The following is a 23,243-nucleotide window of genomic DNA, read 5'->3' on the forward strand; positions in this document are numbered from 1 at the left end:
ACGGTGACGGTTTCCGACGGTTACCAGCACTGCGAGAGGGTCGTGCGCGACCAGGCTCGCAACTTCGCCTACGGGATCCGGCTGATGCCCGGTCCCAAGCGGCGCGCGATGAGCGCGATCTACGCGTTCGCCCGCAGGATCGACGACATCGGCGACGGCCCCGAGCCGCCGGGGGTGCGGCTGGACCTGCTGGCCGGGTCGCGGACGCAGCTCACCGTGCTCCGGGACGCGCACGGGCGGCGGCGGACCGGCATCAGCGTCCTGGAGGACGACCCGGTGCTGGCCGCGCTGGCCGACACCGCGGTGCGCTACCCGGTCCCGCTGGAGGCGTTCGGCGAGCTGATCGACGGTTGCGAGGCCGACGTGCGCGGCACCGAGTACGGCACGTTCGAGGACCTGCTGCCCTACTGCCGGCAGGTGGCGGGCACGGTCGGGCGGCTGTCGCTCGGCGTGTTCGGGACGGACCGCCCGCTGAAGGCCGAGCCGCTCGCCGACGCGCTCGGCGTCGCGCTCCAGCTCACCAACATCCTGCGGGACGTGCGGGAGGACCGGCTGAACGGCCGGATCTACCTGCCGGCCGAGGACCTGGCGAAGTTCGGCTGCACGCTGGCGCAGGACGAGACGGGCCGGTTCACCGACCCGCCGCAGCGGCTGAACGACCTGATCCGCTTCGAGGCGGCGCGGGCGCGGTCCTGGTACGACGAGGGGCTGCGGCTGCTGCCGATGCTCGACCGGCGCAGCGCCGCGTGCACCGCCGCCATGGCGGGCATCTACCGGCGGCTGCTGGAGCGCATCGCCGACCGTCCCTCCATCGCGCTGGACTCCCGGATGTCGCTGCCGAACTGGCAGAAGGCGGTCGTGGCGGCGCGGGCGCTGACGGGGACGGAACGGTGAACGTCGTCATCGTCGGGGGCGGCCTGGCCGGGATCAGCGCCGCGATGGCCCTCCAGGAGACGGGCGTGCAGGTCACCCTGGTCGAGGCGCGCCCCTGGCTGGGCGGCGCCACGCACTCGTTTCGCCGGGACGGGCTGGACGTCGACAACGGCCAGCACGTGTTCCTGCGCTGCTGCACGGCCTACCAGGGGCTGCTGCGGCGCCTCGGCACCGACCACCTCGCCACCGTCCAGGACCGCTTCGACGTCACCGTCCTGACGCCCGGCGGGCGCGGCGCGCGGCTGCGCCGGGCGCCGCTGCCGAGCCCGCTGCACCTGCTGCCGGCGCTGGCCCGGTACTCGCCGCTGTCCCCCGCCGACCGGCTGCGCGCGATGCGGGCCTCCACCGCGCTGCGCCGCCTGGACCCCGCCGATCCCGCGCTCGACGAGGTCTCGGCGGGGGCGTGGCTGGCCGGGCGGGGGCAGCGCGCGTGGGCCCGCGAGGCGCTGTGGGGGCTGTTCATCACCGCCTCGCTCAACGCCGAGGTCGACGACGCCTCGCTCGGGCTGTCGGCGATGGTCTGCCGCCGGGCGCTGTTCGGCCGGACCGGCGCCGCCGACATCGGCGTCCCGTCCGTCCCGCTCGCCGAACTGCACGGCGGCCCGGCGCTGCGGCGGATCCAGGAGGCGGGCGGCACCGTCCGCCTCAAGGCGAAGGCGGAGGAGGTGACCGCCGATCCGAAGGTGGTGGTGGACGGCGAGCCGGTCGCCGCCGACGCGGTGATCCTCGCCGTCCCGCACGAGACGGCGGCCCGGCTGCTGCCCGCCGAGGCGCACCCCGGGCCGGACGCCCGCTGGCACGCGCTGGACGCCAGCCCGATCGTCAACGTGCACGTCGTCTACGACCGGCCGGTGCTGGACCGGCCGTTCGCCGCCGCGGTCGGCTCACCGGTCCAGTGGATCTTCGACCGGACGGCGGTGAGCGGCCTGGGGAGCGGCCAGTACCTGGCGGTGTCGGTGTCGGCCGCCGACCGCTGGATCGACGTGCCCACCGCCGAGCTCCGGGACCGCTTCGTGCCCGAGCTGCGGCGGCTGCTGCCGGCCGCGCGCCGGGCCCGCGTCCGGGACGTGTTCGTCACCCGGGAGCGGCGCGCGACGTTCCGGCAGCGGCCGGGCAGCGGCGCGCGGCGTCCGGGCGCGGCGACCCGGGCAACGGGAGTCTTCCTCGCCGGCGCGTGGACCGACACGGGCTGGCCCGACACCATGGAGGGAGCAGTGCGCAGTGGTCTCACCGCCGCTCGCCTGGTCCGTCGCCACCTGGAGGGGGTGAGGGACCGATGACGACCGTTCCGGTCTCGATGACCGACGTCCGCGCGCTGGTCGACGGGGCGCTGCGCGCCGCCGTCGGCCGCCTCGACCCGCACACCTACCGCGTCGCGGCCTACCACCTGGGCTGGACCGACGCCGAGGGCCGTCCCGCGGTCCCGGCCGGCAAGGCGCTGCGCCCCGCGCTCGTCCTGCTGTCGGCGCGGGCCGCGGGGGCCGCGCCCGAGAGCGGGCTCCCGGGCGCCGTCGCGGTCGAGCTGACGCACGCGTTCTCGCTCCTGCACGACGACATCATGGACGGCGACCGGACCCGCAGGCACCGGCCCGCCGCGTGGACGGTGTTCGGCGAGCCCGCCGCGATCCTCGCCGGCGACGCGCTGCTGGCCCTCGCCGCCGAGGTGCTGCTGGAGGCGCCCGGACCGGGCGCGACGGCGGCGGCGCACGCGATGGCCGCCGCCACCCGGCGGCTCATCGCCGGGCAGGCGCTCGACCTCGACTTCGAGAGCCGCCGGCAGATCGGCCTGGACGAGTGCCTGGCCATGTCCGCCGACAAGACCGCGGCGCTGCTGGCCTGCTCCTGCGCGATCGGGGCGGTCCTGCACGGCGCGCCGGAGCCGCTGGCGGGCGCGCTGGAGGCGTTCGGCGCGAACGTCGGCGTGGCCTTCCAGCTCGTCGACGACCTGCTCGGCATCTGGGGCGACCCGGTCGTCACCGGCAAGCCCGCCCTGTCGGACCTGCGGTCCCGCAAGATGTCGCTGCCGGTGGTCGCCGCCCTGAACGCCGGGAACGCGGCGTCCGCGCGGCTGGCCGAGCTGTACACGCTCCCGGCCGGGACCGACGCCGCCGGGCCGGACGAGGGCGCGCTGCGGGAGATCGCGCGCCTGGTCGAGGCGGCGGGCGGGCGGGCCTGGGCCGAGGCCGAGGCCGGCCGCCGCGTCGAACGGGCGTCCGCGCGGCTGGCCGGGGCCGGGCTGCCGGGCGCCGTCCGCACCGAGTTCCTGCACATCGCCGACTTCGTCACCCGACGGGACCACTGATGACCACCACCGCACCCACGCCGTCCAGCGCACCCATCCCGGACAGGCCGGGCAAGCCCGGCAAACCGGGGGCGCCGGCGAAGCCCAGGACGCAGGCGGGGAAGGCCGCCGCGTCGCTGGAGGCGGCGCGCGACCACCTGCTCTCCCTCCAGTCCCCGGAGGGCTGGTGGAAGGGCGAGCTCCAGACGAACGTGAGCATGGACGCCGAGGATCTGCTGCTGCGCGAGTTCCTCGGCGTCCGCACCGCGCCCGACACCGAGGAGGCGGCCCGCTGGATCCGCTCCCAGCAGGCGCCGGACGGCACCTGGGCCAACTTCCACGGGGGGCCGACGGAGCTGTCCACGACCGTCGAGGCGTACGTGGCGCTGCGGCTCGCCGGCGACCCGGTGGACGCCGCGCACATGCGCCGCGCCGCGCACGCGATCCGCGAGGCGGGCGGCATCGCGGCCACCCGCGTGTTCACCCGCTTCTGGCTGGCGCTGTTCGGGCAGTGGTCCTGGGACGACCTGCCGGTGATGCCGCCGGAGATGATGTTCCTGCCGAGCTGGTTCCCGCTGAACGTCTACGACTGGGCGTGCTGGGCGCGGCAGACGATCGTCCCGCTGACCGTCGTCGGGGCGCTCCGGCCCGTCCGGACACTGCCGTTCGACCTCGCCGAGCTGCGCCCGGAGCACCGCCCGCCGCGGCGCCGCCGGTCCGGGAGGCGGCCCGGCTGGAGCGAGGCGTTCCAGGCCCTGGACCGGGCCCTGCACGTGTACGAGCGGCGCCCGGTGGCGGTGGTGCGGCGGGCCGCGCTGCGGCGGGCCGGCGAGTGGATCGTCGCCCGCCAGGAGAAGGACGGCTCGTGGGGCGGCATCCAGCCGCCGTGGGTGTACTCGCTGATCGCGCTGCACCTGCTCGGCTACGGCGTGGACCATCCGGTGATGCGGCGCGGCCTGGAGGGCCTCGACCGGTTCACCGTCCGCGACGAGAAGGGCCGCCGCCTGGAGGCGTGCCAGTCGCCGCTCTGGGACACCGTCCTCGCCATGAACGCGCTGACCGACGCCGGCCTGCCCGGCGACCACCCCGCCCAGGTCCGCGCCGCCGAGTGGGTGCTCGGCGAGGAGGTCACCGGCCCCGGCGACTGGTCGGTCCGGCGGCCGGACCTGCCGCCCGGCGGGTGGGCGTTCGAGTTCGACAACGACGTCTACCCCGACACCGACGACACCGCCGAGGCCGTCCTCGCGCTCAGCCGGCTGCGGGACCCGCGGGCCGAGCCCGCGATCGAACGCGGCGTCCGCTGGATGGCCGGGATGGTGTCCCGCGACGGCGGATTCGGCGCGTTCGACGCCGACAACACCCGCACCCTGCCCGCCAAGCTGCCCTTCTGCGACTTCGGCGCCGTGACCGACCCGCCGTCCGCCGACGTCACCGCGCACGTCGTGGAGGCGCTGTGCGAGCGCGGCATGGCCGACTCCGCGCTGGTCAAGCGGGCCGTCGTCTGGCTGCTCAAGGCCCAGGAGCCGGACGGGTCGTGGTTCGGCCGCTGGGGCGCCAACCACGTGTACGGCACCGGCAGCGTGGTGCCCGCCCTCATCGCCGCCGGGGTCCGCCCGGACAAGCCGGCCGTCCGCCGCGCCGTCGACTGGCTGGAACGCCACCAGCAGGACGACGGCGGCTGGGGCGAGGACCTGCGCTCCTACCGGTCGCCGTCCTGGATCGGCCGGGGCGCCTCGACGCCCTCGCAGACCGCGTGGGCGCTGCTGGCGCTGCTCGCGGCCGGCGAGCGCGGCACGGTGGTGGACCGCGGCGTCGGCTGGCTCACGAGCCGGCAGCGGCCGGACGGCGGCTGGGACGAGGACCACTTCACCGGCACCGGCTTCCCCGGCGACTTCTACATCAACTACCACCTGTACCGGCTGGTGTTCCCGATCAACGCGCTGGGCCGCTACGCCCGCGGGGAGGTCTCGTGACGCGGCTGGTGATCTGCGCCGCGCTCGGCGTCGAGGCCCGCGCCGTCGGACGCCTCCGCGCGCGCCGCGGCGGGCGTCCCGGGCGCGCGGCGGTACGCGTGGTCCGCACCGGGATGGGGCCGCGCCGCGCGGAGGCCGCCGCCGCCCGGCTGCCGGAGTTCGACGCGCTGGTGGTGGCGGGCTTCGGCGGCGCCCTGGACGCCCGGCTGCGGCCCGGCGACCTGGTGGTGGCGACCGAGGTGCGCTCCGGCGGGCGGACGCTGCGCTGCCACTGGGCCGGGCCGCTGGCCCGCCTGCTCGCGCTGAGCGGCGCCACCGTGCACCGCGGGCCGATCGTCACCGCCGGCCACACCGTCACCGGCGCCGAGCGGGGCGCGCTGGCCGCGACCGGGGCGGTGGCGGTCGACATGGAGTCCGGGCCGCTGGTCGAGGCCGCGGGCGCCCGCCCCTGGGCGGTCGTGCGCGCCATCGTCGACACGCCCCGGCATCCGCTGGTCTCGCCCGGGACCGTCCCGCACGGCCTGAACGCGTGGCGGCGGCTGTGGGCGGCGGGGCCCGCGCTCTCGGCCTGGGCCGCCGCCGCCCACGCCGCCGAGGGCGCCACGGCCGCACCGCCGCCGCCGCGACCCTCGCCATCGGCGATGTACGCGCCCTTCACCCCGTCCGGGATGAAGGCGACCGAGATCGACCTGCCTGAGGAGGTCGGACCGTAATGGCCATGCCACTGCGCCAGAGCCTGCGTATCGGCGGCTACATCATGCGCAACAAACTGGCCCGCCGCGAGAAGTTCCCGCTGCTGGTGGAACTGGAGCCGCTGTACGCCTGCAACCTGGCCTGCGCGGGATGCGGCAAGATCCAGCACCCGGCGAGCACGCTCAAGAAGCGAATGCCGGTGGAACAGGCGGTGGCCGCGATCCGCGAGAGCGGCGCGCCGATGGTGTCGATCGCCGGCGGCGAGCCGCTGATGCACCCGCAGATCGGCGAGATGGTGGCCGAGCTGGTGCGGCTCAAGCACTACGTGTACCTGTGCACCAACGCGCTGCTGATCCCCAAGAAGATCGACCTGTTCGAGCCGTCCCGCTACTTCACCTGGACCGTGCACCTGGACGGGCTGCGCGAGCGGCACGACGAGTCGGTCTGCAAGAAGGGCGTGTTCGACGAGGCGGTCGCGGCCATCCGGATGTGCCAGGAACGCGGCTTCCGGGTCACCACCAACACCACCGTGTTCAACACCGACACCCCGCAGACCGTCATCGATGTGCTCGACTACCTCAACGACGACCTGGGGGTGGATCAGATGATGATCTCACCGGCCTACGCCTACGAGAAGGCGCCCGACCAGGACCACTTCCTGGGCGTCCAGGAGACCCGCGCCCTCTTCCAGAAGACGTTCGCGAACGGCAACCGCAAACGCTGGCGGTTCAACCACTCGCCGCTGTTCCTGGACTTCCTGGAAGGCAAGGTCGACTTCGCGTGCACCGCGTGGGCGATCCCGTCGTACTCGCTCAAGGGCTGGCAGCGTCCCTGCTACCTGATGGACGACGGCTACACCGAGACCTACAAGGAGCTGGTGGAGACGACCGACTGGGGCTCCTACGGGCGGGGGCAGGACGACCGCTGCGCGAACTGCATGGCGCACTGCGGCTACGAGCCCACCTCCGTGTTCGCGACGCTGGGGTCCCTCCAGGAGACGATCCGGGCCGTGCGCAACGGCTGAACGCGCGCCCGTCACCCACGACCTGCGCCCGTCCGGTCGCCGCACCGATCCGCATCAGGATCGGGGGGCGGGGCCGGGCGGGCGTCCGTCCGCCGGTTCCAGCGCGACGGCGCGGGCGCCGAAGCGGCGGCCCAGCGTGCGGTAGACGCCGGGCGCCACGCCCCGTACGGCGACGGGGAGCCGCAGCCAGCCCGGCGTGTAGATCTCCGCCGTGCCCGCCGCGATGCCCTCCACCAGGGCCTCCGCGACACGGGCGGGGGGCAGGAGGCGGGGGCGCCGGCGCGTGTACGGCTCGCCGCGGCGCTCGAAGAACGCGGTGTCGACCACGCCCGGGACGAGCACGCCCACCGTCACCCCGGTGCCGCGCAGTTCCTCCCGCAGGCTGGAGGCGAACACGTCCAGCCCCGCCTTGGTCGCCGCGTACACCGCCTCCCCCGCCACGCCGAGCCGTCCGGCGATCGAGGTCACGTACACCAGGCGCCCGCCGCGCTCGCGCATCCCGGGCAGCAGCAGCCGGGTGAGGGCGATCGGCGCGGTCAGGTTCACCGCCACGAGCCGCTCGGCGGCGTCGGCGGGCATGTCGGCGAACGCGCCCGACCAGCCGAGGCCCGCGTTGCACAGCAGGACGTCCACCCGTCCCGCCACCGCCAGGGCCGCCGCCGCGACGCGCTCGGCCTCCCCGGGACCGGCCAGGTCGCCGGCCACCGCCGTGCCGCCGACCTCGGCCGCGACCTCGGCGAGCCGGTCCGCGTCCCGGCCGTGCACGATCACCCGGGCGCCGGCCCGCGCCAGCGCCGCCGCGCTCTCGCGGCCGATGCCGGACGAGGCCCCCGTCACCAGCGCGACCGCGCCGTCCAGCCGCCCGCCCGGCCGCCGACCCGGCCGTGATCGCCCGCGCGGTGGCTCGTGCAGGGACGCGTGCGGGGGGACGCGTGCGGGCTCGCCGGACGGCCGGTCAGGCATGGGCGTCTCCGTCCCGCAGCTCGTCGAGCACCTCGGCGATCGCGGCGGTCAGCAGGCCCGCGTCGTCCACCAGCGCCGGGTCCACCGAGACGCCGAAGCACAGCTCCCCGTCGACGCCGAGCGCGCCCACCGCCAGCGGCGCGCCGGGCGCCAGCGGGATGATCGGGTACACCTCGGTCAGCGGGGCCCCGGCCAGCCGCATCGGCCGGTCCGGGCCCGGCAGGTTCGACACGACGCCCTGGAGGAACCGGCCGCCGTAGACCGCCCGCGCGAACCGCGCGTGGAGGGGCGCCGGCATCAGCCGCCCCACCTGCCGCATCACGAACCACGACGCCAGCGCGCGGGTCCCCGTGCGCAGGACCCGGCTGCGCCGCGCGATGCAGGCCAGCCGCTCGGCCTCGGGCATCCTCCCGACCGGCAGGTCCACCATGACCGCCGTGGTGTGGTTGCCCTCGGCCTCGCTCTCGGGCGAGCGCATCATGAGCGGCACCGCGACCCGGACGTCGCGCCGCGCCCCGTCGGGCGAGCCGCCGGGAGGCCACGGGACGACCCGGTCCAGGGCGCCCGCCACCATGCACAGGACCACGTCGCTGACCCGCGCGTCGTGCCGCCGGGCCACCTCCCGGGCCGTCTCCAGCGGGACCCGGACGGTGCCGAACCGCCGCTCGGACGTCCCGCTCGCGGGCAGCCGGGCCCGGGGCGCCACGTCGACGGCGAGCTGGCAGAACCCGATCACCGTGGCCGCCGCCTCGCGCAGCCGCCGGCGCGGCGGCACGGCGGTCGTGCCCGCCTGCTCCGGCGACGGCTCCATCAGCCGCATCGCCTGGGCCACCACCCCGACCCCGTCGGCGACGACATGGTGCATCAGGAAGACCAGGGCGGTGCGGTCCGGCTGCGCGCCGTCCACCAGCACCATCCGCCACAGGGGACGGTCGCGCGGCAGCGACTCGCGCTGGATCTCGGCGATCAGGGCGCGCAGCCCGTCCATGCCGGCGGCGCCGACGTCGCGCTCGCCGACGTGCCACGCCCAGTCGATCGCGGTGTGGTCCCGCCAGACCGGGCGCCGCCAGCGCGCCGGGTCGGCGAGCCGCTGCTTGAACCTGGGCAGCCGGTCGAGCGAGTCGGTGACCACCCGCACCAGGTCGTCGCGGCGCGGCCCGGCCTCCGAGGTGTCGAGCAGGACGACCCCGCCCACGTGCTGCGGCGCCCGGGGCGACTCCACGGCCAGGAAGAACGCATCGGCCGCCGGGACGCGCTCGGCCGGCGCGCGGGCGGTCCGCCCGGCGACGAACACCGCGGCGGCCACCAGCGGCACGGCGGCCACCGCGTCCAGCAGGAAGTGGTTGGCGGTGGCGAGGATGACATAGCCGGTCAGCACGATGTGCGCGGCGTTCAGCCCCTGCACCGACCGCCGCGCCGACACCCTGGCCAGCTCCACCCCGACCCACAGCGTCCAGGCCATGTGCAGGGACGGCATCGCGGCGAGCTGGTCGGCGTGCTCGACCACCGGCGACCCCCACGACCCCCAGGTGCGGTCGAGCCGGACCGTGTCGTGGAAGCCGAGGCCGTGCATCAGCCGGGGCGGCATCACCGGGTACAGCACGAAGCAGGCGAGGCCGCCGAGGTTGAGCAGGACGAAGGTGTTGCGGGCGGGCCGGTAGCGCTCGGGGTGGCGCACGTAGAGCCAGGCCAGCAGCCCGAACGCGCTGACGATGTAGGTGATGGCGTACTCGTAGTTGGCCAGCGCCCGCCAGACCGGCTGCCCGACGAGCCACCCGTTCAGCGCCGGTTCCACATCGATGTGCAGGGCCCGTTCCAGCCGGAAGACCTGCTCCCCGTGCACGCGGGCCGGCCCGACGCGGCCCTGCTGGGGGAGCATCACCACCAGGCCGTACAGCCCGAACACGGTCAGTCCGAGCAGCAGTTCGCGCCAGACGTGGCCACGCACCGCGGCACTCGTCCGGGGCAGCACCGCGTCACGCGCGGTCACGGCCTCCCGCGTCCCCATCGTTCCCCCACATCCGCCTCATTACCCAAGATTCACTCCGGTCAGACGGGCCGGATCGGGCCGGTAGATCACGCCCGGTGATCGGGCCGCGCGGCCGGACGGGGGAACCGCGCCTGGAATCTTCTGGCCATGCCGAACGTTTTCGATATATCGTTGTCGTATCGCGAGAGATCATAGAGAGATCTCAGAAGGTGGTGGAGAACATGGGGGCGACACACGGACACGGATCCGGACCCGATCTGCGCTGGGCGTTCACGGCCGCCGCGCTCGGAGCCAAGGCGGCCCAGGCCGCGGCGGCGCACCAGGGCCGCGGCTGCGGTCCCCGCGCCCACGGCGAGGGGCCGGGCTTCGGCTGGATGTTCGGCGGCGGACCCGGGCCCTGGGGACCGTCCGGCGACTGGGGACGCGGGCCGCAGGGGCGTCCGCCGTGGGCGCGCGGGCGCGGCGGCCCATGGGGCCGCGGGCCCAAGGCGCGCAAGGGCAACGTGCGCGCGGCCGTCCTCGCCCTGCTGGCCGAGGAGCCGCGCAACGGCTACCAGATCATCCAGGAGATCAACGAGCGCAGCGGCGGCGGCTGGAAGCCCAGCCCCGGCGCGATCTACCCGGCGTTGCAGCAGCTCGCCGACGAGGGGCTCATCGCCGGCGAGGAGAGCGGCGGGCGGCGCACCTTCCATCTCACCGGCGAGGGCCGCGCCTACGTCCAGGAGCACGCCGACGAGCTGACCGAGCCCTGGGCCGAGATGACGCCCGAGTTCGGCGAGGGCGTCCCCGAGCTGTTCAAGCAGGTGGCGCAGACCGGCGCCGCGGTCATGCAGATCGTGCACTCGGGGTCGGCCGACCAGGTCGCCCAGGCCAGGGACGTGCTCGCCGAGACCCGCCGCAGCCTCTACCGGATCCTCGCCGACGAGGACCCGGGCGCCGCGACCGCGGCGCCGGACGGCGGCCCGACCACCGACGACACCACCGAGGAGTAGAGGGATCATGGTGACCCGCCCCGACGACCTCCGCATCGGCGACGCCGAGCGGGACGCGGCGACCGCCGCGCTGCACGACCACTTCGCGGCGGGACGGCTCGACCGCGCGGAACTCGACCAGCGGCTCGGCGCCGCGCTGGGCGCCAAGACCCGGGGCGACCTGCGCGGCGTCCTGCGGGACCTGCCGGGCCCGGACGTCCTCGCCGAGCCGTCCCCGATGTCGGCGACGCCGTTCGGGGCGGCGTTCGGCCCCGCGTACGGCCCGGCGGTCCGTGGGCCGTTCGGGCGTCCGGGCAGGGGGCCGTTCGGGCACCCGGCCCACTTCCACGGGCACGGGCACCCGGCGCGGCATCACGGGCACCACGCCCGGCACCACCCGTTTGCCGCGTTCCCGCTGCTGGTCGGGGTGTTCGTCTTCACCACGATCGCGGTGGGGCCGGGCGCGGCGGTCCTGACGGTGTTGCAGATCGCGATGCTGATCTGGATCGTCCGCGCGGTGATCCTGGCCGTCTCGGTGCGGCGCGCCCGCCGCGTCCGCTGACCGCACGGAACCATCTTGGGGGCGGCGCCCGCCATGGACCGTCCAACCGAATCGTGAAACCGTCGCGCACATGACCTCAGAGAGGTTCCTGTACCCGGTCTCGCCGGCGAACCGCCCCGACGAGGCCGGGCTGCGCGCCACGGTCGAGCGGCTCGCCCGCATCGAGCGCCCGCCCTGCTCGCCGGGCGAGCGCGAGGCGGCCCATCTCATCGCGGACCGGCTGCGGGGGCTCGGCGCCGCGGCGCGGGTCGAGGAGGTCCCGGCGTACGGGTCCTACGCCTGGCCGGTGGGGGCGCTGACCGGACTGGCCGTGCTGGCGGCCCTGGCCGGCGGGCGGTCCCGGCCGCTCGGCGCGCTCGGCGCGGCGGTCGCCGCCGCCGGGATCGCCGGCGACGCCGGGCCCGGCCGGCGGGTCGCCCGCGCCCTCCTGAGCAGGCGCCGGACGGCCTGCAACGTGGTCGCCGGGGTCGGCGACCGGTCGGCGCGGCGGACGCTGGTCGTCATCGCCCACCACGACGCGGCCCCGTCCGGACGGGTGTACGACCAGAGGCCGGTGCGCTGGGCGGCACGGCGCCTCCGGCTCCCCCGTCTCGCCGGACGGGCGGCGCCCTGCCCCCCGGTGTGGTGGCCGGTGCTGGCCGGTCCCGTCCTGGTCGCGCTCGGCGCCGCGACGGGGCTGACCTGGGTGCGGCGCGCGGGCGGCGCGCTGAGCGCGCTCGCCACCGCCGCGCTGGCCGACATCGGCGCCCGCCGGGCCGTCCCGGGCGCGAACGACGCTCTGAGCGGGGTGTCGGTACTGGTCGCCCTCGCCGAGGCCGCGCGGCGACGGCCGCTTTCGGGGCTGCGGGTGATCCTGCTGTCGGCGGGAGCCGAGGAGGCGTTGCAGGAGGGCGTCCGGGGCTTCGCCCGGCGGCACTTCCCCGACCTGGCGCACGACGCCACCTGGTTCCTCGATCTCCAGGCGCTCGGCTCGGGCGAGCTGGTGCTGCCCCGCACGCGGGGGCCGCTGCGGGGCGGCCCGTTCGACCCGGACCTCGGTGACCTGATCTCCCGCTGCGCCGCCGAGCAGGGCATCGGCCTCCAGCGCGTGCCCCGCCCGCGCGCCGACGGCGCCGCGACGGTGCCGGCCCGGCACGGCTACCCGGCCGCGTGCCTGGTCTCGGTCGACGAGCAGGGGCTGATCCCCCACTACCACCTGCCGAGCGACGTCCCCGAGCACGTCGACTACCGCTGCGTCGCCGACGCGGCGCAGCTCACCGAGGCCGTCGCCCGCGCCCTCGCCGCCCGCTGACCCGATCCGCCGACCCGATCCGGTGACCCGGCCCGCCGTTCCGGCACCGATCAGACCGGGACGGGGGCCGGCGCCTGGGACGGGCGGACGCAGCGGTCGGGGATGACGTCGTTCAGGGCCCGCAGGCCGCGGGCGATGAGCGGGTTCTCGCGGCTGCCCCGGCGGACGCAGGTCAGGATGCGGCGGGTCGGCACCGACGGGCCGCTGAGCTGGATCCGCACCACCGGCTGGTCCTGCGGGCCGTCGGCCAGGCGCGGGACGAGGGAGACGCCGAGGCCGTTGGCCACCAGCGCCCAGATCGCCGACCAGCTCGTGGCGTCGTGCTCGACCCGCGGGGTGAAGCCGGCGGCGGCGCAGTGCGTCACCACCTGCTGGTGGTGGTCGCAGCTCTCGGGGGTGACGACGATCCACGGCTCGGCCGCGGCGTCCTCCAGGGCCACCCGGCTCGGCCTGGTCAGCGGGTGCCCGGCGGGGACCATGAGATCGAGCACCTCGGCGAGCAGCGGCTCGCGGTCGAACCGGGCGTCGCCCGGCGGCGGGGCGTCCACGGTCGGCTCGATCACCGCGATGTCGGTCTCGCCCGCCAGCAGCAGGCCGAGGGCGACGCCGGTGTCGCACTCGCGCACCTGGAGGCTCAGGGCGGGGTCGGCGCGGCGCAGCAGCCCGGCGGCGGGCGCGACGAGCCCGCTGATCGCGGTGGTGAACCCGCACATGCGCAGCGGGCCGGACTCGCCCGCGCGGTGCGACTCCAGGTCGGCGAGCGCCTCCTCCCAGCGGGCCAGCAGCGCGTCCGCGTGCTCGACGAGCAGCTGCGCCGCCGGGGTGAGCCGCACGTTGCGGCCCTGCGGTTCCAGCAGTGGGACCTTGAGCTCGCGGGCGAGTTCCCGCAGGTGGTGGGAGACCGCCGACGGCGTGAGGTGGAGGGCCGCCGCCGTCGCCGTGACCGTCCCGTACTGGTGCATCGCACGCAGCGTGTGCAGCCGCCGAAGGTCAATCATGTGACCATATTGCACGATCCGATGCGAAAACATGCAATGGACCGCGGGAGTCGAGTCGGCGCACACTGCTCTCATGACTCAAGCGAATCCCCTGCCGGCCTCGCACACCCGCGAGGCGCTGATCTCCCGCCACACCACCAGCGACGGCGTCGTCGTCTGGAGCCGCTGCGCCTGCGGGCGGCTCCGGATGGTCCGCGTCCCCTACAGCGCCGACGGCGAACGGCTCTCGGCGGCGGCCCGCACCCGGCCGTGCTCCCGGTGCGAGGGCTGACCGCCGCGTCCGCGCCCACCGCCGCGCCGTCCCGGTCAGCCGGACAGCGCGGCGGCCTCCGCGGCGAGCGCCTTGACCCGGTCCCAGTCACCGGCCTGGACGGCGTCCGCGGGAGTGAGCCAGGAGCCGCCGACGCAGGCGACGTTCGGCAGCGCCAGGTAGCCGGGCGCGTTGGCGGGGGTGATCCCGCCGGTCGGGCAGAAGCGGATCTGCGGCAGCGGCCCGTACAGGGACTTCAGCAGGCCGATCCCGCCGGACGCCTCGGCGGGGAAGCACTTCATGACCGTGACGCCGTGCTCCAGCAGCGCCATCGCCTCCGAGGCGCTCGACACGCCCGGCAGGAACGGCAGGCCGGTCGCCGCCATCCCCTCGCGGAGCGAGGCGGTGCAGCCGGGGCTGACCAGGAAGCGCGCCCCGGCGGCGGCGGACCGCTGGGCGTCCTCGGGCCGGACGACGGTGCCGGCGCCGACGACCGCGTCCGGAACCTCGGCGGCGATGCGCTCGATCGCCTCCAGCGCGGCGGAGGTGCGCAGGGTCACCTCGATGGCGGGCAGGCCGCCCGCGACCAGCGCGCGGGCGAGCGGGACGGCGGCGTCCGGGTCGTCGAGGACCACGACGGGGACGACCGGGGCGAGGGCGAGTACTTCTTCGGCGTTCATGCGGGCTCCAGTGCGGACGGGCTCTGCGCGAGCCGGACGGTGGCGCCGAGCAGGGCCGGGCCGGGATGGACGATGAGCGCGGTGGGAACGGCCCGCAGGTAGTCCTCGACGGGCGGCTTCCCCTCGAACCTGCCGCGGAACGCGCTCCCCCGCAGCACGTCGGCGATGCGGGGCAGGATACCGCCGCCGGGGTGGACGCCGCCGCGGGCACCCGGCGTGACCTCCGCGTTCCCGGCGGACGACCCGAGCAGCGCGGGCCGCGCGTCGGTGCCGCCGACGTCGGCGACGAGCCGGGGGCGCCCGGGAACGATCACGAGAAGACCCCGGCACCGCGCTCGGCGGGGCTGACGGCCGCGCGGAACGCGCCGAACAGCTCGCGGCCGGTGCCCGACCAGGCGTCCCGGCCGGCGGCGGCCCCGGCGGGCTCGCGGGCGGCGAACTCCTCGTCCGGGACCAGCACGTCGAGCAGGCCCTTGCCCGCGTCGAGCCGGATGACGTCGCCGTCGCGGACGCGGGCCAGCGGGCCTCCGGCGGCGGCCTCCGGCGAGACGTGGATGGCGGCGGGCACGGCGCCGGACGCCCCGGACATCCGCCCGTCGGTCACCAGCGCGACCCGGTGCCCCCGGTCTTGCAGGACCGACAGGGGCGGGGTGAGGCGGTGCAACTCGGGCATGCCGTTCGCCCGCGGCCCCTGGTAGCGGACGACCGCGACCACGTCGCGGTCGAGCTCTCCGGCCGCGAACGCCTCCTGCAAGGCCTCCTGCGACTCGAACACGCGCGCCGGGGCCTCGACCGTGCGGTGCTCCTCCCGCACGGCCGACACCTTCATCACGGCGCGGCCCAGGTTGCCGCGGACCGTGTGCAGCCCGCCGTGGGTGTCGAACGGCTCCTCCACCGGGCGCAGCACCCCGAGGTCGCCGGACTCCGGCGCGACGGGCCGCCACCCGATCCCGCCGCCGGTGAGCTCCGGGGTCTGACGGTAGGCGTTCAGGTCGTCCCCGCCGACGGTGCGGGCGTCGCCGTGCAGGAGCCCGGCGTCGAGCAGCTCGCCGATGAGGAACGCGGTGCCGCCCGCGGCGTGGAAGTGGTTCACGTCGGCGGTGCCGTTGGGGTAGAGGCGGGTGAGCAGCGGCGTGACGTCCGACAGCTCGTCGAAGTCGTCCCAGGTCAGCTCGAGGCCCGCGGCGGCGGCCATGGCGACCAGGTGCAGGGTGTGGTTGGTGGACCCGCCGGTGGCCAGCAGCGCGACGACGCCGTTGACGAACGCCCGCTCGTCCAGCATCTCCCCGATCGGGGTGTACCCCGCGCCGCTCAGGTCGGTCAGTTCGAGGACCCGGCGGCCGGCCGCGTCGGTGAGCGCGTCGCGCAGCCCGGTGCCCGGCGGGACGAAGCTCGCGCCGGGCAGGTGCAGGCCCATGACCTCCATGAGGAGCTGGTTGGAGTTGGCGGTGCCGTAGAACGTGCAGGTGCCCGCCGAGTGGTACGAGGCGGCCTCGGCGGCGAGCAGCTCGTCGCGGCCGATCTCGCCCGCCGCGAACCGCTTGCGGACCTTGGCCTTCTCCCCGTTGGGCAGCCCGGAGGCCATCGGCCCGGCCGGGACCAGGATGGCCGGCAGGTGCCCGAACGACAGCGCGCCGATCACCAGTCCCGGGACGATCTTGTCGCACACGCCGAGCAGCAGCGCCCCGTCGAACATGTCGTGCGACAGCGCGACCGCCGTCGCCATCGCGACCACGTCCCGGCTGAACAGCGACAGCTCCATCCCGGCGCGGCCCTGGGTGATGCCGTCGCACATGGCGGGCACGCCGCCGGCGAACTGGGCGGTGCCGCCCGCCGCCGCGATGGCCGCCTTCAGCCGGTCCGGGTAGTCCTTGAGCGGCTGGTGCGCCGACAGCATGTCGTTGTAGGCGGACACGATCGCGATGTTGGCCGTGGCGCTGCCCCTGAGCTGGAGTTTCTCGGTGGGGCCGCAGGCGGCGAAGCCGTGCGCGAGGTTGGCGCAGCCGAGGCCGCCGCGGGCGGGGCCGGCGGTCCGCGCGTCCCGGACGCGGCTCAGGTACGCGGCGCGGCGGTCCGCGCTGCGCTCGGCGACGCGTTCGGTCACGCGCGCCACGGCGGGGTGCGGGGAGATGGTCATCGGAACGCTCCAGACCGGGGAGGACGACAGAACGGGGAGGACGAAGCGGGCAGGCTATCGCGACATCGGCAAGCGCGACTCTCCTACTTATGCACTTTGAGTTACTAAAGTAGGGGGGTTACACCAAATCGACGTACTTAAGCATCGCATGCTTGACTTGCGGGATGCCACGCCGCCCCAGCACCCGCCCGTCCACCAGCGGCGATGTGCTGCGCCTCATCCGCGAGGACGGCGTCGCCACCCGCGCCGACCTCGGCCGGATCACCGGGCTGTCGCGTCCCGCCGTCGCGGCCCGGGTCACCGAGCTCGTCGAGCGCGGCCTGGTGACCGAACGCGCCGACGGCCCGTCCACCGGGGGCCGCCCCCCGGCCCGGCTGGCGTTCAACGCCGGCGGCGGCGCCGTCCTGGTCGCCAACCTCGGGCAGTCGCGCGGCCAGGTCGCCGTCAGCGACCTGGCCGGCACCCTCCTCGCCCACGCCGACGCGCCGCCCGCCGGCGCCTCCACCGGCCGGACGCTCCCCCGCCTGCTGGACCGGTGGGCCGAGCTGCTGGAGTCGGCCGGCATCGACCCCGGCACGGTCCGCGGCGCCGGCCTCGGCGTGCCCAACGCCGTCGAGCACGCCCCCGGCCGGTGGGACGGCGTGGAGATCGGCCCGCCGATCACCGCCCGCTTCGGCGTCCCCGCCTACCTCGACAACGAGGTCAACGCCGCCGCGCTCGGCGAGCACCAGGCCCACCCCGGCGTCGACGACCTGATGTTCGTGAAGGTCTCCACCGGGATCGGCGCGGGCCTGATCGCGGGCGGCCGGATCCAGCGCGGCGCGCTCGGCGCCGCCGGCGAGATCGGCCACGTCCCCGTCCGCGACGGGGGCGGCACCCCGTGCCGCTGCGGCAACCTCGACTGCGTCGAGGCGATCGCGGGCAGCGCCGCGCTGCTGGCCCGGTCGCCCGCGGACGATCTGCCCGGCCTCGCCGCCCTCACCCGCGCGGGCGACGCCGCCACCGTCGCCCTCGTCCGGGACGCGGGGCGCCGCATCGGCGAGGTCGTCGCCACCGCCGTCAACCTGCTCAACCCCGCCGTGGTCGTCCTCGGCGGCGACCTCACCGCCGGCGAGCCGCTGATCGCGGGCGTCCGCGAGGTCGTCTACCGGCGTTCCACCGCCCTGGCCACCCGCAGCCTGCGGATCGAGCCGAGCCGGCTCGGCGAGTCGGCCGGCCTCACCGGCTGCGCCGCCATGGTCCTGGACCAGATCCTCGCACCCGAGGCCATCGACGCGTCCCCGATCTAGGGCCTGTCTCAAAGCGCCTCGGCCGCCGCGCGAGCGCGTTACCTGGCCGGTGGGGCGAAGCCGGAGGCGAGCCCCACCGGCCAGATCGCGAAGCGATGCAGCGCTCGCCCAAGCACGGTCGGCGTCCGAGCCGCCAGGCGAGGACACCGGGCCGGGCTTTGAAACACAGCCTAGTCTTGGTCGATCTCCCGCACCCGGCCGTCCTCGACGCGCAGGCGCCGCGTGGTGCGGACGGCCTCCAGCATCCGGCGGTCGTGGGTGACCAGCAGGAGGGTGCCGGGGTAGGAGTCGAGCGCCGACTCGAGCTGCTCGATCGCCGGGAGGTCGAGGTGGTTGGTCGGCTCGTCCAGCACGAGCAGGTTCACGCCCTTGGCCTGGAGCAGGGCGAGCGCCGCGCGGGTCCGCTCCCCCGGCGACAGGCCGGCGGCGGGACGCAGCACGTGGTCGGCGCGGAGCCCGAACTTGGCGAGCAGGGTGCGGACGTCGGCGGGCGCGAGGTCGGGGACAGCGGCTCCGAACGCCTCCAGCAGGACCTCCTCGCCCAGGAACAGTCCGCGCGCCTGGTCGACCTCGCCGACGACCACGCCGGGGCCGAGCGCCGCGTGCCCGGCGTCCGGGGCGACCCGGCCGAGCAGCACGGCGAGCAGCGTGGTCTTCCCGGCGCCGTTGGCACCGGTGATCGCGACCCGCTCGGCCCAGCCGACCTCGAGGTCGACCGGCCCGAGCTCGAACCCGCCGCGGCGGACGACCGCGCCCCGCAGCGTCGCCACCACCGCGCCGGAACGCGGCGCGGCGGCGATCTCCATCCGCAGCTCCCACTCCTTGCGCGGTTCGTCCACGGTCTCCAGCCGCTCGATGGCCCGCTCGGTCTGGCGGGCCTTGGCGGCCTGCTTCTCGCTGGCCTCGGACCGGAACTTGCGGCCGATCTTGTCGTTGTCGGCCGCCTTGCGGCGGGCGTTCTTGACGCCCTTGTCCATCCAGGCCCGCTGGGTGCGCCCGCGCTCCTGCAAGGTGGACAGCCTGCCGGCGTACTCCTCGTACTCGTCCCGCGCGTGCCGCCTGGCCACCTCGCGCTCGGCGATGTAGGCGCCGTAGCCGCCGCCGTAGGTGTTCACCTGGTGCTGGGCCAGGTCGAGCTCCAGCACCCGGGTCACCGTCCTGGTCAGGAACTCGCGGTCGTGGCTCACCAGCACCGTCCCGGCGCGCAGCCCGGTCACGAACCGCTCCAGCCGGTCCAGGCCGTCGAGGTCGAGGTCGTTGGTGGGCTCGTCCAGCAGGAACACGTCGTACCGGCTCAGCAGCAGCGAGGCGAGCCCGGCCCGCGCCGCCTGGCCGCCCGACAGCGCGGTCATCGGCTGCCGCAGGTCGACCGCGAGACCGAGGTCGGCCGCGACCTCCCCGGCCCGGTCCTCCAGATCGGCGCCGCCCAGCGCGAGCCACCGTTCGAGCGCCGCGGCGTAGGCGTCGTCCGCGCCGTCCGCGCCCGCGACGAGGCCCTCGGTGGCCGAGTCCAGGTCCGCCTGCGCCCGCGCCACCCCGGTGCGCCGCGCCAGGAACCCCTCGACCGTCTCGCCCGCCCGCCGCTCCGGCTCCTGCGGCAGGTAGCCGACGGCCGCCGACGCGGGGCTGAGCTGGACGAGCCCCTCCTCCGGCGCGTCCAGCCCGGCCAGCAGCCTGAGCAGGGTCGACTTCCCGGCCCCGTTGGCCCCCACCAGCCCGACGACGTCGCCGGGCGCGACGACGAGGTCGAGCCCGGAGAACAGCATCCGGTCACCGTGCCCGGCGGCGAGATCCTTCACGACAAGAGTGGCGCTCATCCCCGAACGCTATCCGTCCCGGATGGGCGGTGCCCCCGCCGGCGCCGGCGGGCCCGTGGTCGGGGCGGTGGCGATCGTCCAGGAGACTTGTGGGTCAGGGTGGGGTTAAGTCCACCCCATGCACTGGGCTCAGCCTTCCGTGGGACGCGGGCTGGGCCCAGTGCGCGGAGGGACGGGGGCGCTCAGGCTGGTGTTCGCCGGATCGGGAGCGACGGACGCGGAGGACGGGATGGCGAACGGGGTGCTCCGCTTGCGCGGGGCGAACGGAGTGCTGCGGTCGGCGCGGCCACTGGCGTTCGAGGTGGCGTCGCTGCTGATTCTCTTCGCCGCCTACAAGTGGGGGCGGACGCTGGTCGAGGGCGGCGTCGGGGACGCGATGGCGAACGCGTCGCGGCTGTGGGACCTGGAGCGGGCGGCGCGGCTGCCCGGCGAGGGCGCGTTGCAGAGCTGGGTGCTGGGCTGGGATCACGCGGCGCTCCTGGCGAACCTCTACTACGTGGGGGTGCACTTCCCGGGGACGGCGCTGCTGCTCATCTGGCTGTACACGCGGCATCGCGACGCCTACCGGCGGGTGCGGACGGAGCTGGTGGTGCTCACCGCGGCGGGGCTGGGCGTGCAGATGCTGTTCCCGCTCGCGCCGCCCCGGCTGGCGGGGCTGGGCATGGTCGACACCATGCAGACCGTGGGTCCGTCGGCGTATCCGCAGGTGGCCGACGGGATCGCCAACCAGTACGCGGCGATGCCGTCGCTGCACATCGGCTGGGCGCTGCTGGTCGCGGTGACGGTGCTGCGGGTGTCGCGGAGCCGCTGGCGCTGGGCCGTCGCCCTGCACGCCCCGGTCACCGTGCTCGTCGTGGTCGTCACCGCCAACCACTACTGGCTGGACGGCCTGGTCGCCGCGGTCCTCTTCGGGTTCGCAGCGGCGCTCACCGCCATCGTCGTCCGGCGGCCTGCGGGGGCCCGCCCGGCGATGGTGGCGGCGACGGTCACGGTGCCGGTGGCGCGGCCCGTGGCCGCCCCGCTCGTCCCGGCGCCGCGGGAGGCGCCGGCGGAGCCTGAGGCGGCCCGGGTGCCGGTGCTCACGCCTTCGCGCTGAGAGAGTGGCGCCGTGCGCGGACGGGCAGGGACAGGGCATGGACGACGGGTACCTGCTGCCGATGGGCACCACCGCCGACGAGCGCGGGCACCGGGTGGCCCTGCTGCCCGTCGGCAGCTTCGAGCAGCACGGGCCGTTCCTCCCGCTGGCGACCGACACCGTCATCGCCTGCACCATCGCGCGGGAGATCGCGGCCGTCCATCCGGTCCGGGTGCTGCCGCCGGTGACGGTCTCCTGCTCGCATGAGCACGCGGCCTGGCCCGGGACGGTGAGCATCTCGGCGCGGACGCTCGACGCGATCGTGCGGGACATCGCCGGTTCGGTCGCCCCGGCCGGGCTCGTCCTGGTCAACGGGCATGGCGGGAACTACGTGCTGGGGAACGTCGTGCAGGAGGCCGGTGGCGGCATGGCGCTCTTCCCCGGCGTCCAGGACTGGGACGCGGCGCTGGGCGCGGCGGGCGTCCAGACCCCGGCCGACAGCGACATGCACGCCGGGGAGCTGGAGACGTCCATCCTGCTGCACGCCCATCCGGCGCTGGTGAGGCCCGGGTACGAGTCGGCCGACCATCTGGCGGACGACCGCCGGCACCTGCTCACGCTCGGGCTCGCGCCGTACACCGGGTCGGGCGTCGTCGGCCGGCCGTCGCTCGCCTCGGCCCGCAAGGGCCGGGACCTCCTCGCGGAGCTGGTCGCGTCGTTCGGCGGGCTCCTGGCCGTCCTGGACGGGGCGGCGCCCGGCCGGTAGCGCGGCCGGCGGGGTCATCCGTTCGCGCCGTCGAGGTGGCCGAGATGGGGCAGGTCGTGCCCGAGCCGGTCGCGCTTGGCGAGCAGGTAGCGGGCGTTGTCGTCGGTAGCCGGGACGAGGAGCGGGACCCGTTCGGCCACGTCGATCCCGTGCGAGCGGAGCGCGCTGACCTTGTCCGGGTTGTTCGACAGCAGCCGCACCGACCGGACGCCGAGGTAGGCCAGGACGCGGGCGGCCGGGCCGTAGTCCCGGACGTCCACGGGCAGGCCGAGCGCGGTGGCCGAGTCGACGGTGTCGAGTCCCTGCTCGTCCTGGAGGATGTGCGAGCGGACCTTGGCCACCAGGCCGATCCCGCGCCCCTCGTGCCCGCGCAGGTACACCAGGACGCCGCCGCCCGCGTCGACGATGGCGTCCAGGGAGGCGCCGAGCTGGTCGCCGCACTCGCAGCGCGTCGCGGCGAACACGTCGCCGGTGAGGCACTCGGAGTGCATCCGGACCAGCACGCCCTCGCGCGCCCTCGCCTCGCCCATGACGAGGGCGAGATGCTCCTGCCCGTCCGTCCGGTCCCGGAACGCGACCGCCCGGAAGGTGCCGCGGCGGGTGACCAGATCGGCCTCCGCGACGTCGTCGTGAGCCATGCCCCGATCGCGCATCGTCCCCCCTCTTCCCCGCGCGCCTCGGGCGTGCGGGCCGTCCGTCCCCCTGGTACGCGCGGTCGCGCCGGACGGCAGGGGATTCCTTCCCCGCACCCGGTGCCGGAATCGAAGCGGGGCCGCGGGATGGGGGTGGTCGGCGTCCAGCCGCTCGGCCATGCCGTCGGGAGGTCTCATCGGTCGGCGCTCCTTCGCCGGACGCAGTACAGCAGGTCTTCGACACGGGTCCGGTCGGGCTCGGCCGGCAGCGGGCTGCGGGCCAGGGCCTCGTTCATCCCGGTGGTCAGCACGCCGCGCCAGGCGTCGACCTCGTCCCAGCCGACCTCGCCGCGGCGGACGGCGAGCAGGCGGTCGCGCTCGTCGCCGACGTCGAGCTTCGGAACGCCGTGCTCGACCAGGTGCCGGCCGCTGATCAGCAGCCGCAGCAGGTGCATCGCGTGCTTCCAGCGGGGCGCGCCCTGGTTGCGCACGTCGCCCTCGAGCTTGCGGAACTGGCCGTCGGCGTAGCGCAGGAACGTGCGGTGCGCGTGCCGGGACAGGAACGCAGTACGGATGGACAGCAGCTCCTCGCCGTCCGGCGTCACCCGCTCGACGAGCGGCGACCACAGGCACTCCACGACGGTCGGGTTGGCGGCCAGCGCGAGCTGGAGGAAGCGCTCGAGCTCCCAGGAGAACTGCTCGGGCAGCGGCCCGTCCAGATGCGTGGGCGGCTTGTCGAAACGCCAGTACAGCGCGGTCGGGGCGGCGAAGACGCCGCGGCGGTCGACGTCGCTGCCGCCGGTCGCCAGCCCGTAGGCGCGCGAGCCGACGACGACCGACAGGATCGTGTGCTCGCGGACGAGGTCGAGGGTCACGGGAGCAGCCTGACGCAGCGGGCGCCCGGAGGCCACTCCTTTC

The 23,243-nt window shown here is 75.7% G+C and carries 22 protein-coding genes; 13 read left to right on the top strand and 9 right to left on the bottom strand.

Annotated elements, in window-relative coordinates; all coding sequences use genetic code 11:
• Positions 1-3: 3 nt before the first annotated feature.
• From hpnD to hpnH, 6 genes are read left to right on the top strand one after another with little or no spacing between them, the layout of a single operon-like run.
• A complete protein-coding gene (gene hpnD / locus OHA34_RS11195; RefSeq protein ID WP_285941048.1) occupies positions 4-894 on the top strand; it encodes a presqualene diphosphate synthase HpnD in 891 nt (296 codons plus the stop codon).
• Entirely contained in the window at positions 891-2,213 is a 1,323-nt protein-coding gene (gene hpnE / locus OHA34_RS11200) for a hydroxysqualene dehydroxylase HpnE (protein ID WP_285941049.1), read from the top strand. The genes hpnD and hpnE overlap by 4 nt, the downstream gene beginning before the upstream one ends.
• Positions 2,210-3,235, top strand: a complete 1,026-nt coding sequence (locus tag OHA34_RS11205) for a polyprenyl synthetase family protein (protein WP_285941050.1) — start codon at positions 2,210-2,212, stop codon at positions 3,233-3,235. The genes hpnE and OHA34_RS11205 overlap by 4 nt, the downstream gene beginning before the upstream one ends.
• Positions 3,235-5,187 carry a squalene--hopene cyclase gene (gene shc / locus OHA34_RS11210; protein ID WP_285941051.1) on the top strand — a complete coding sequence of 651 codons (1,953 nt, stop codon included), beginning with the start codon at positions 3,235-3,237 and terminating at the stop codon, positions 5,185-5,187. The genes OHA34_RS11205 and shc overlap by 1 nt, the downstream gene beginning before the upstream one ends.
• A complete protein-coding gene (locus OHA34_RS11215; RefSeq protein ID WP_329521565.1) occupies positions 5,184-5,900 on the top strand; it encodes a phosphorylase family protein in 717 nt (238 codons plus the stop codon). The genes shc and OHA34_RS11215 overlap by 4 nt, the downstream gene beginning before the upstream one ends.
• A gap of 5 nt (positions 5,901-5,905) precedes the next feature.
• Positions 5,906-6,904, top strand: a complete 999-nt coding sequence (gene hpnH / locus OHA34_RS11220; RefSeq protein ID WP_285941053.1) for an adenosyl-hopene transferase HpnH — start codon at positions 5,906-5,908, stop codon at positions 6,902-6,904.
• Between the two features lie 54 nt (positions 6,905-6,958).
• Here hpnH and OHA34_RS11225 read toward each other — a convergent pair whose 3' ends face one another.
• Together OHA34_RS11225 and OHA34_RS11230 are read right to left on the bottom strand one after the other, a co-directional pair.
• Entirely contained in the window at positions 6,959-7,867 is a 909-nt protein-coding gene (locus OHA34_RS11225) for an SDR family NAD(P)-dependent oxidoreductase (protein WP_329521566.1), read from the bottom strand.
• The gene (locus OHA34_RS11230; protein WP_285941055.1) at positions 7,860-9,857 is read right to left on the bottom strand and encodes a bifunctional phosphatase PAP2/O-acyltransferase family protein; all 1,998 of its coding nucleotides are present in this window, start codon (positions 9,855-9,857) and stop codon (positions 7,860-7,862) included. The genes OHA34_RS11225 and OHA34_RS11230 overlap by 8 nt, the downstream gene beginning before the upstream one ends.
• Before the next feature lie 221 nt (positions 9,858-10,078).
• On the opposite strand from OHA34_RS11230, the gene OHA34_RS11235 reads away from it, so the two are divergent.
• The 3 genes from OHA34_RS11235 to OHA34_RS11245 all read left to right on the top strand — a co-directional run bounded on the left by OHA34_RS11235 (position 10,079) and on the right by OHA34_RS11245 (position 12,681).
• Entirely contained in the window at positions 10,079-10,849 is a 771-nt protein-coding gene (locus OHA34_RS11235) for a PadR family transcriptional regulator (RefSeq protein ID WP_285941056.1), read from the top strand.
• Between the two features lie 7 nt (positions 10,850-10,856).
• The gene (locus tag OHA34_RS11240) at positions 10,857-11,390 is read left to right on the top strand and encodes a DUF1707 SHOCT-like domain-containing protein (protein ID WP_285941057.1); all 534 of its coding nucleotides are present in this window, start codon (positions 10,857-10,859) and stop codon (positions 11,388-11,390) included.
• Positions 11,391-11,460: 70 nt separating this feature from the next.
• Positions 11,461-12,681, top strand: coding sequence for a M28 family peptidase (locus OHA34_RS11245; protein WP_329521567.1), 1,221 nt, complete (start codon positions 11,461-11,463; stop codon positions 12,679-12,681).
• Between the two features lie 50 nt (positions 12,682-12,731).
• On the opposite strand, the gene OHA34_RS11250 is transcribed toward OHA34_RS11245, so the two are convergent.
• The gene (locus tag OHA34_RS11250; protein ID WP_329521568.1) at positions 12,732-13,679 is read right to left on the bottom strand and encodes a LysR family transcriptional regulator; all 948 of its coding nucleotides are present in this window, start codon (positions 13,677-13,679) and stop codon (positions 12,732-12,734) included.
• A 73-nt stretch (positions 13,680-13,752) separates the two neighbouring features.
• Here OHA34_RS11250 and OHA34_RS11255 point away from each other — a divergent pair, with 73 nt between their 5' ends.
• Positions 13,753-13,950, top strand: a complete 198-nt coding sequence (locus tag OHA34_RS11255) for a hypothetical protein (protein WP_285941060.1) — start codon at positions 13,753-13,755, stop codon at positions 13,948-13,950.
• 35 nt (positions 13,951-13,985) lie between these two features.
• Here OHA34_RS11255 and eda read toward each other — a convergent pair whose 3' ends face one another.
• Genes eda through edd form a run of 3 tightly spaced genes read right to left on the bottom strand, consistent with a single transcriptional unit; the run spans position 13,986 to position 16,746 of the window.
• A complete protein-coding gene (gene eda, locus OHA34_RS11260) occupies positions 13,986-14,609 on the bottom strand; it encodes a bifunctional 4-hydroxy-2-oxoglutarate aldolase/2-dehydro-3-deoxy-phosphogluconate aldolase (protein ID WP_329521569.1) in 624 nt (207 codons plus the stop codon).
• Positions 14,606-14,923, bottom strand: a complete 318-nt coding sequence (locus tag OHA34_RS11265; protein ID WP_329521570.1) for a glucokinase — start codon at positions 14,921-14,923, stop codon at positions 14,606-14,608. Before OHA34_RS11265 ends, eda begins: the two co-directional genes overlap by 4 nt.
• The gene (gene edd, locus OHA34_RS11270; RefSeq protein ID WP_329521571.1) at positions 14,920-16,746 is read right to left on the bottom strand and encodes a phosphogluconate dehydratase; all 1,827 of its coding nucleotides are present in this window, start codon (positions 16,744-16,746) and stop codon (positions 14,920-14,922) included. Before edd ends, OHA34_RS11265 begins: the two co-directional genes overlap by 4 nt.
• A gap of 164 nt (positions 16,747-16,910) precedes the next feature.
• Between edd and OHA34_RS11275 the strand changes: the two genes are divergently transcribed.
• The gene (locus OHA34_RS11275) at positions 16,911-18,035 is read left to right on the top strand and encodes an ROK family transcriptional regulator (protein WP_329521572.1); all 1,125 of its coding nucleotides are present in this window, start codon (positions 16,911-16,913) and stop codon (positions 18,033-18,035) included.
• Positions 18,036-18,205: 170 nt separating this feature from the next.
• Here the strand turns inward: OHA34_RS11275 and OHA34_RS11280 are convergent, their stop codons facing one another.
• Positions 18,206-19,852: an ABC-F family ATP-binding cassette domain-containing protein gene (locus tag OHA34_RS11280; RefSeq protein ID WP_329521573.1), complete on the bottom strand. Its 1,647-nt coding sequence runs from the start codon at positions 19,850-19,852 to the stop codon at positions 18,206-18,208.
• 160 nt (positions 19,853-20,012) lie between these two features.
• Between OHA34_RS11280 and OHA34_RS11285 the strand changes: the two genes are divergently transcribed.
• The gene (locus tag OHA34_RS11285) at positions 20,013-20,948 is read left to right on the top strand and encodes a phosphatase PAP2 family protein (protein ID WP_285941068.1); all 936 of its coding nucleotides are present in this window, start codon (positions 20,013-20,015) and stop codon (positions 20,946-20,948) included.
• A gap of 37 nt (positions 20,949-20,985) precedes the next feature.
• Positions 20,986-21,693, top strand: coding sequence for a creatininase family protein (locus OHA34_RS11290; RefSeq protein WP_285941069.1), 708 nt, complete (start codon positions 20,986-20,988; stop codon positions 21,691-21,693).
• A 14-nt stretch (positions 21,694-21,707) separates the two neighbouring features.
• Here the strand turns inward: OHA34_RS11290 and OHA34_RS11295 are convergent, their stop codons facing one another.
• Complete coding sequence (locus tag OHA34_RS11295) at positions 21,708-22,331, bottom strand: GTP cyclohydrolase II (RefSeq protein WP_432763066.1); 624 nt, start codon at positions 22,329-22,331, stop codon at positions 21,708-21,710.
• A 188-nt stretch (positions 22,332-22,519) separates the two neighbouring features.
• Positions 22,520-23,200 (bottom strand): nucleotidyltransferase domain-containing protein, encoded by a 681-nt coding sequence (locus OHA34_RS11300; protein ID WP_285941071.1) that lies wholly within the window; start codon positions 23,198-23,200, stop codon positions 22,520-22,522.
• Between the last annotated feature and the right edge of the window lie 43 nt (positions 23,201-23,243).

Origin of the sequence: Spirillospora sp. NBC_01491, from assembly GCF_036227065.1 — a bacterium.
Lineage (GTDB): Bacteria > Actinomycetota > Actinomycetes > Streptosporangiales > Streptosporangiaceae > Spirillospora > Spirillospora xylanilytica.

Coding starts and splice junctions, on each gene's coding strand:
- OHA34_RS11205 (WP_285941050.1), top strand. CDS start 2,210: ATGACGACCGTTCCGGTCTCGATGACCGACGTCCGCGCGCTGGTCGAC.
- shc (WP_285941051.1), top strand. CDS start 3,235: ATGACCACCACCGCACCCACGCCGTCCAGCGCACCCATCCCGGACAGG.
- hpnH (WP_285941053.1), top strand. CDS start 5,906: ATGCCACTGCGCCAGAGCCTGCGTATCGGCGGCTACATCATGCGCAAC.
- OHA34_RS11225 (WP_329521566.1), bottom strand. CDS start 7,867: ATGCCTGACCGGCCGTCCGGCGAGCCCGCACGCGTCCCCCCGCACGCG.
- OHA34_RS11235 (WP_285941056.1), top strand. CDS start 10,079: ATGGGGGCGACACACGGACACGGATCCGGACCCGATCTGCGCTGGGCG.
- OHA34_RS11240 (WP_285941057.1), top strand. CDS start 10,857: ATGGTGACCCGCCCCGACGACCTCCGCATCGGCGACGCCGAGCGGGAC.
- OHA34_RS11245 (WP_329521567.1), top strand. CDS start 11,461: ATGACCTCAGAGAGGTTCCTGTACCCGGTCTCGCCGGCGAACCGCCCC.
- OHA34_RS11250 (WP_329521568.1), bottom strand. CDS start 13,679: ATGATTGACCTTCGGCGGCTGCACACGCTGCGTGCGATGCACCAGTAC.
- OHA34_RS11255 (WP_285941060.1), top strand. CDS start 13,753: ATGACTCAAGCGAATCCCCTGCCGGCCTCGCACACCCGCGAGGCGCTG.
- eda (WP_329521569.1), bottom strand. CDS start 14,609: ATGAACGCCGAAGAAGTACTCGCCCTCGCCCCGGTCGTCCCCGTCGTG.
- edd (WP_329521571.1), bottom strand. CDS start 16,746: ATGACCATCTCCCCGCACCCCGCCGTGGCGCGCGTGACCGAACGCGTC.
- OHA34_RS11275 (WP_329521572.1), top strand. CDS start 16,911: ATGCCACGCCGCCCCAGCACCCGCCCGTCCACCAGCGGCGATGTGCTG.
- OHA34_RS11280 (WP_329521573.1), bottom strand. CDS start 19,852: ATGAGCGCCACTCTTGTCGTGAAGGATCTCGCCGCCGGGCACGGTGAC.
- OHA34_RS11290 (WP_285941069.1), top strand. CDS start 20,986: ATGGACGACGGGTACCTGCTGCCGATGGGCACCACCGCCGACGAGCGC.
- OHA34_RS11295 (WP_432763066.1), bottom strand. CDS start 22,331: ATGGCTCACGACGACGTCGCGGAGGCCGATCTGGTCACCCGCCGCGGC.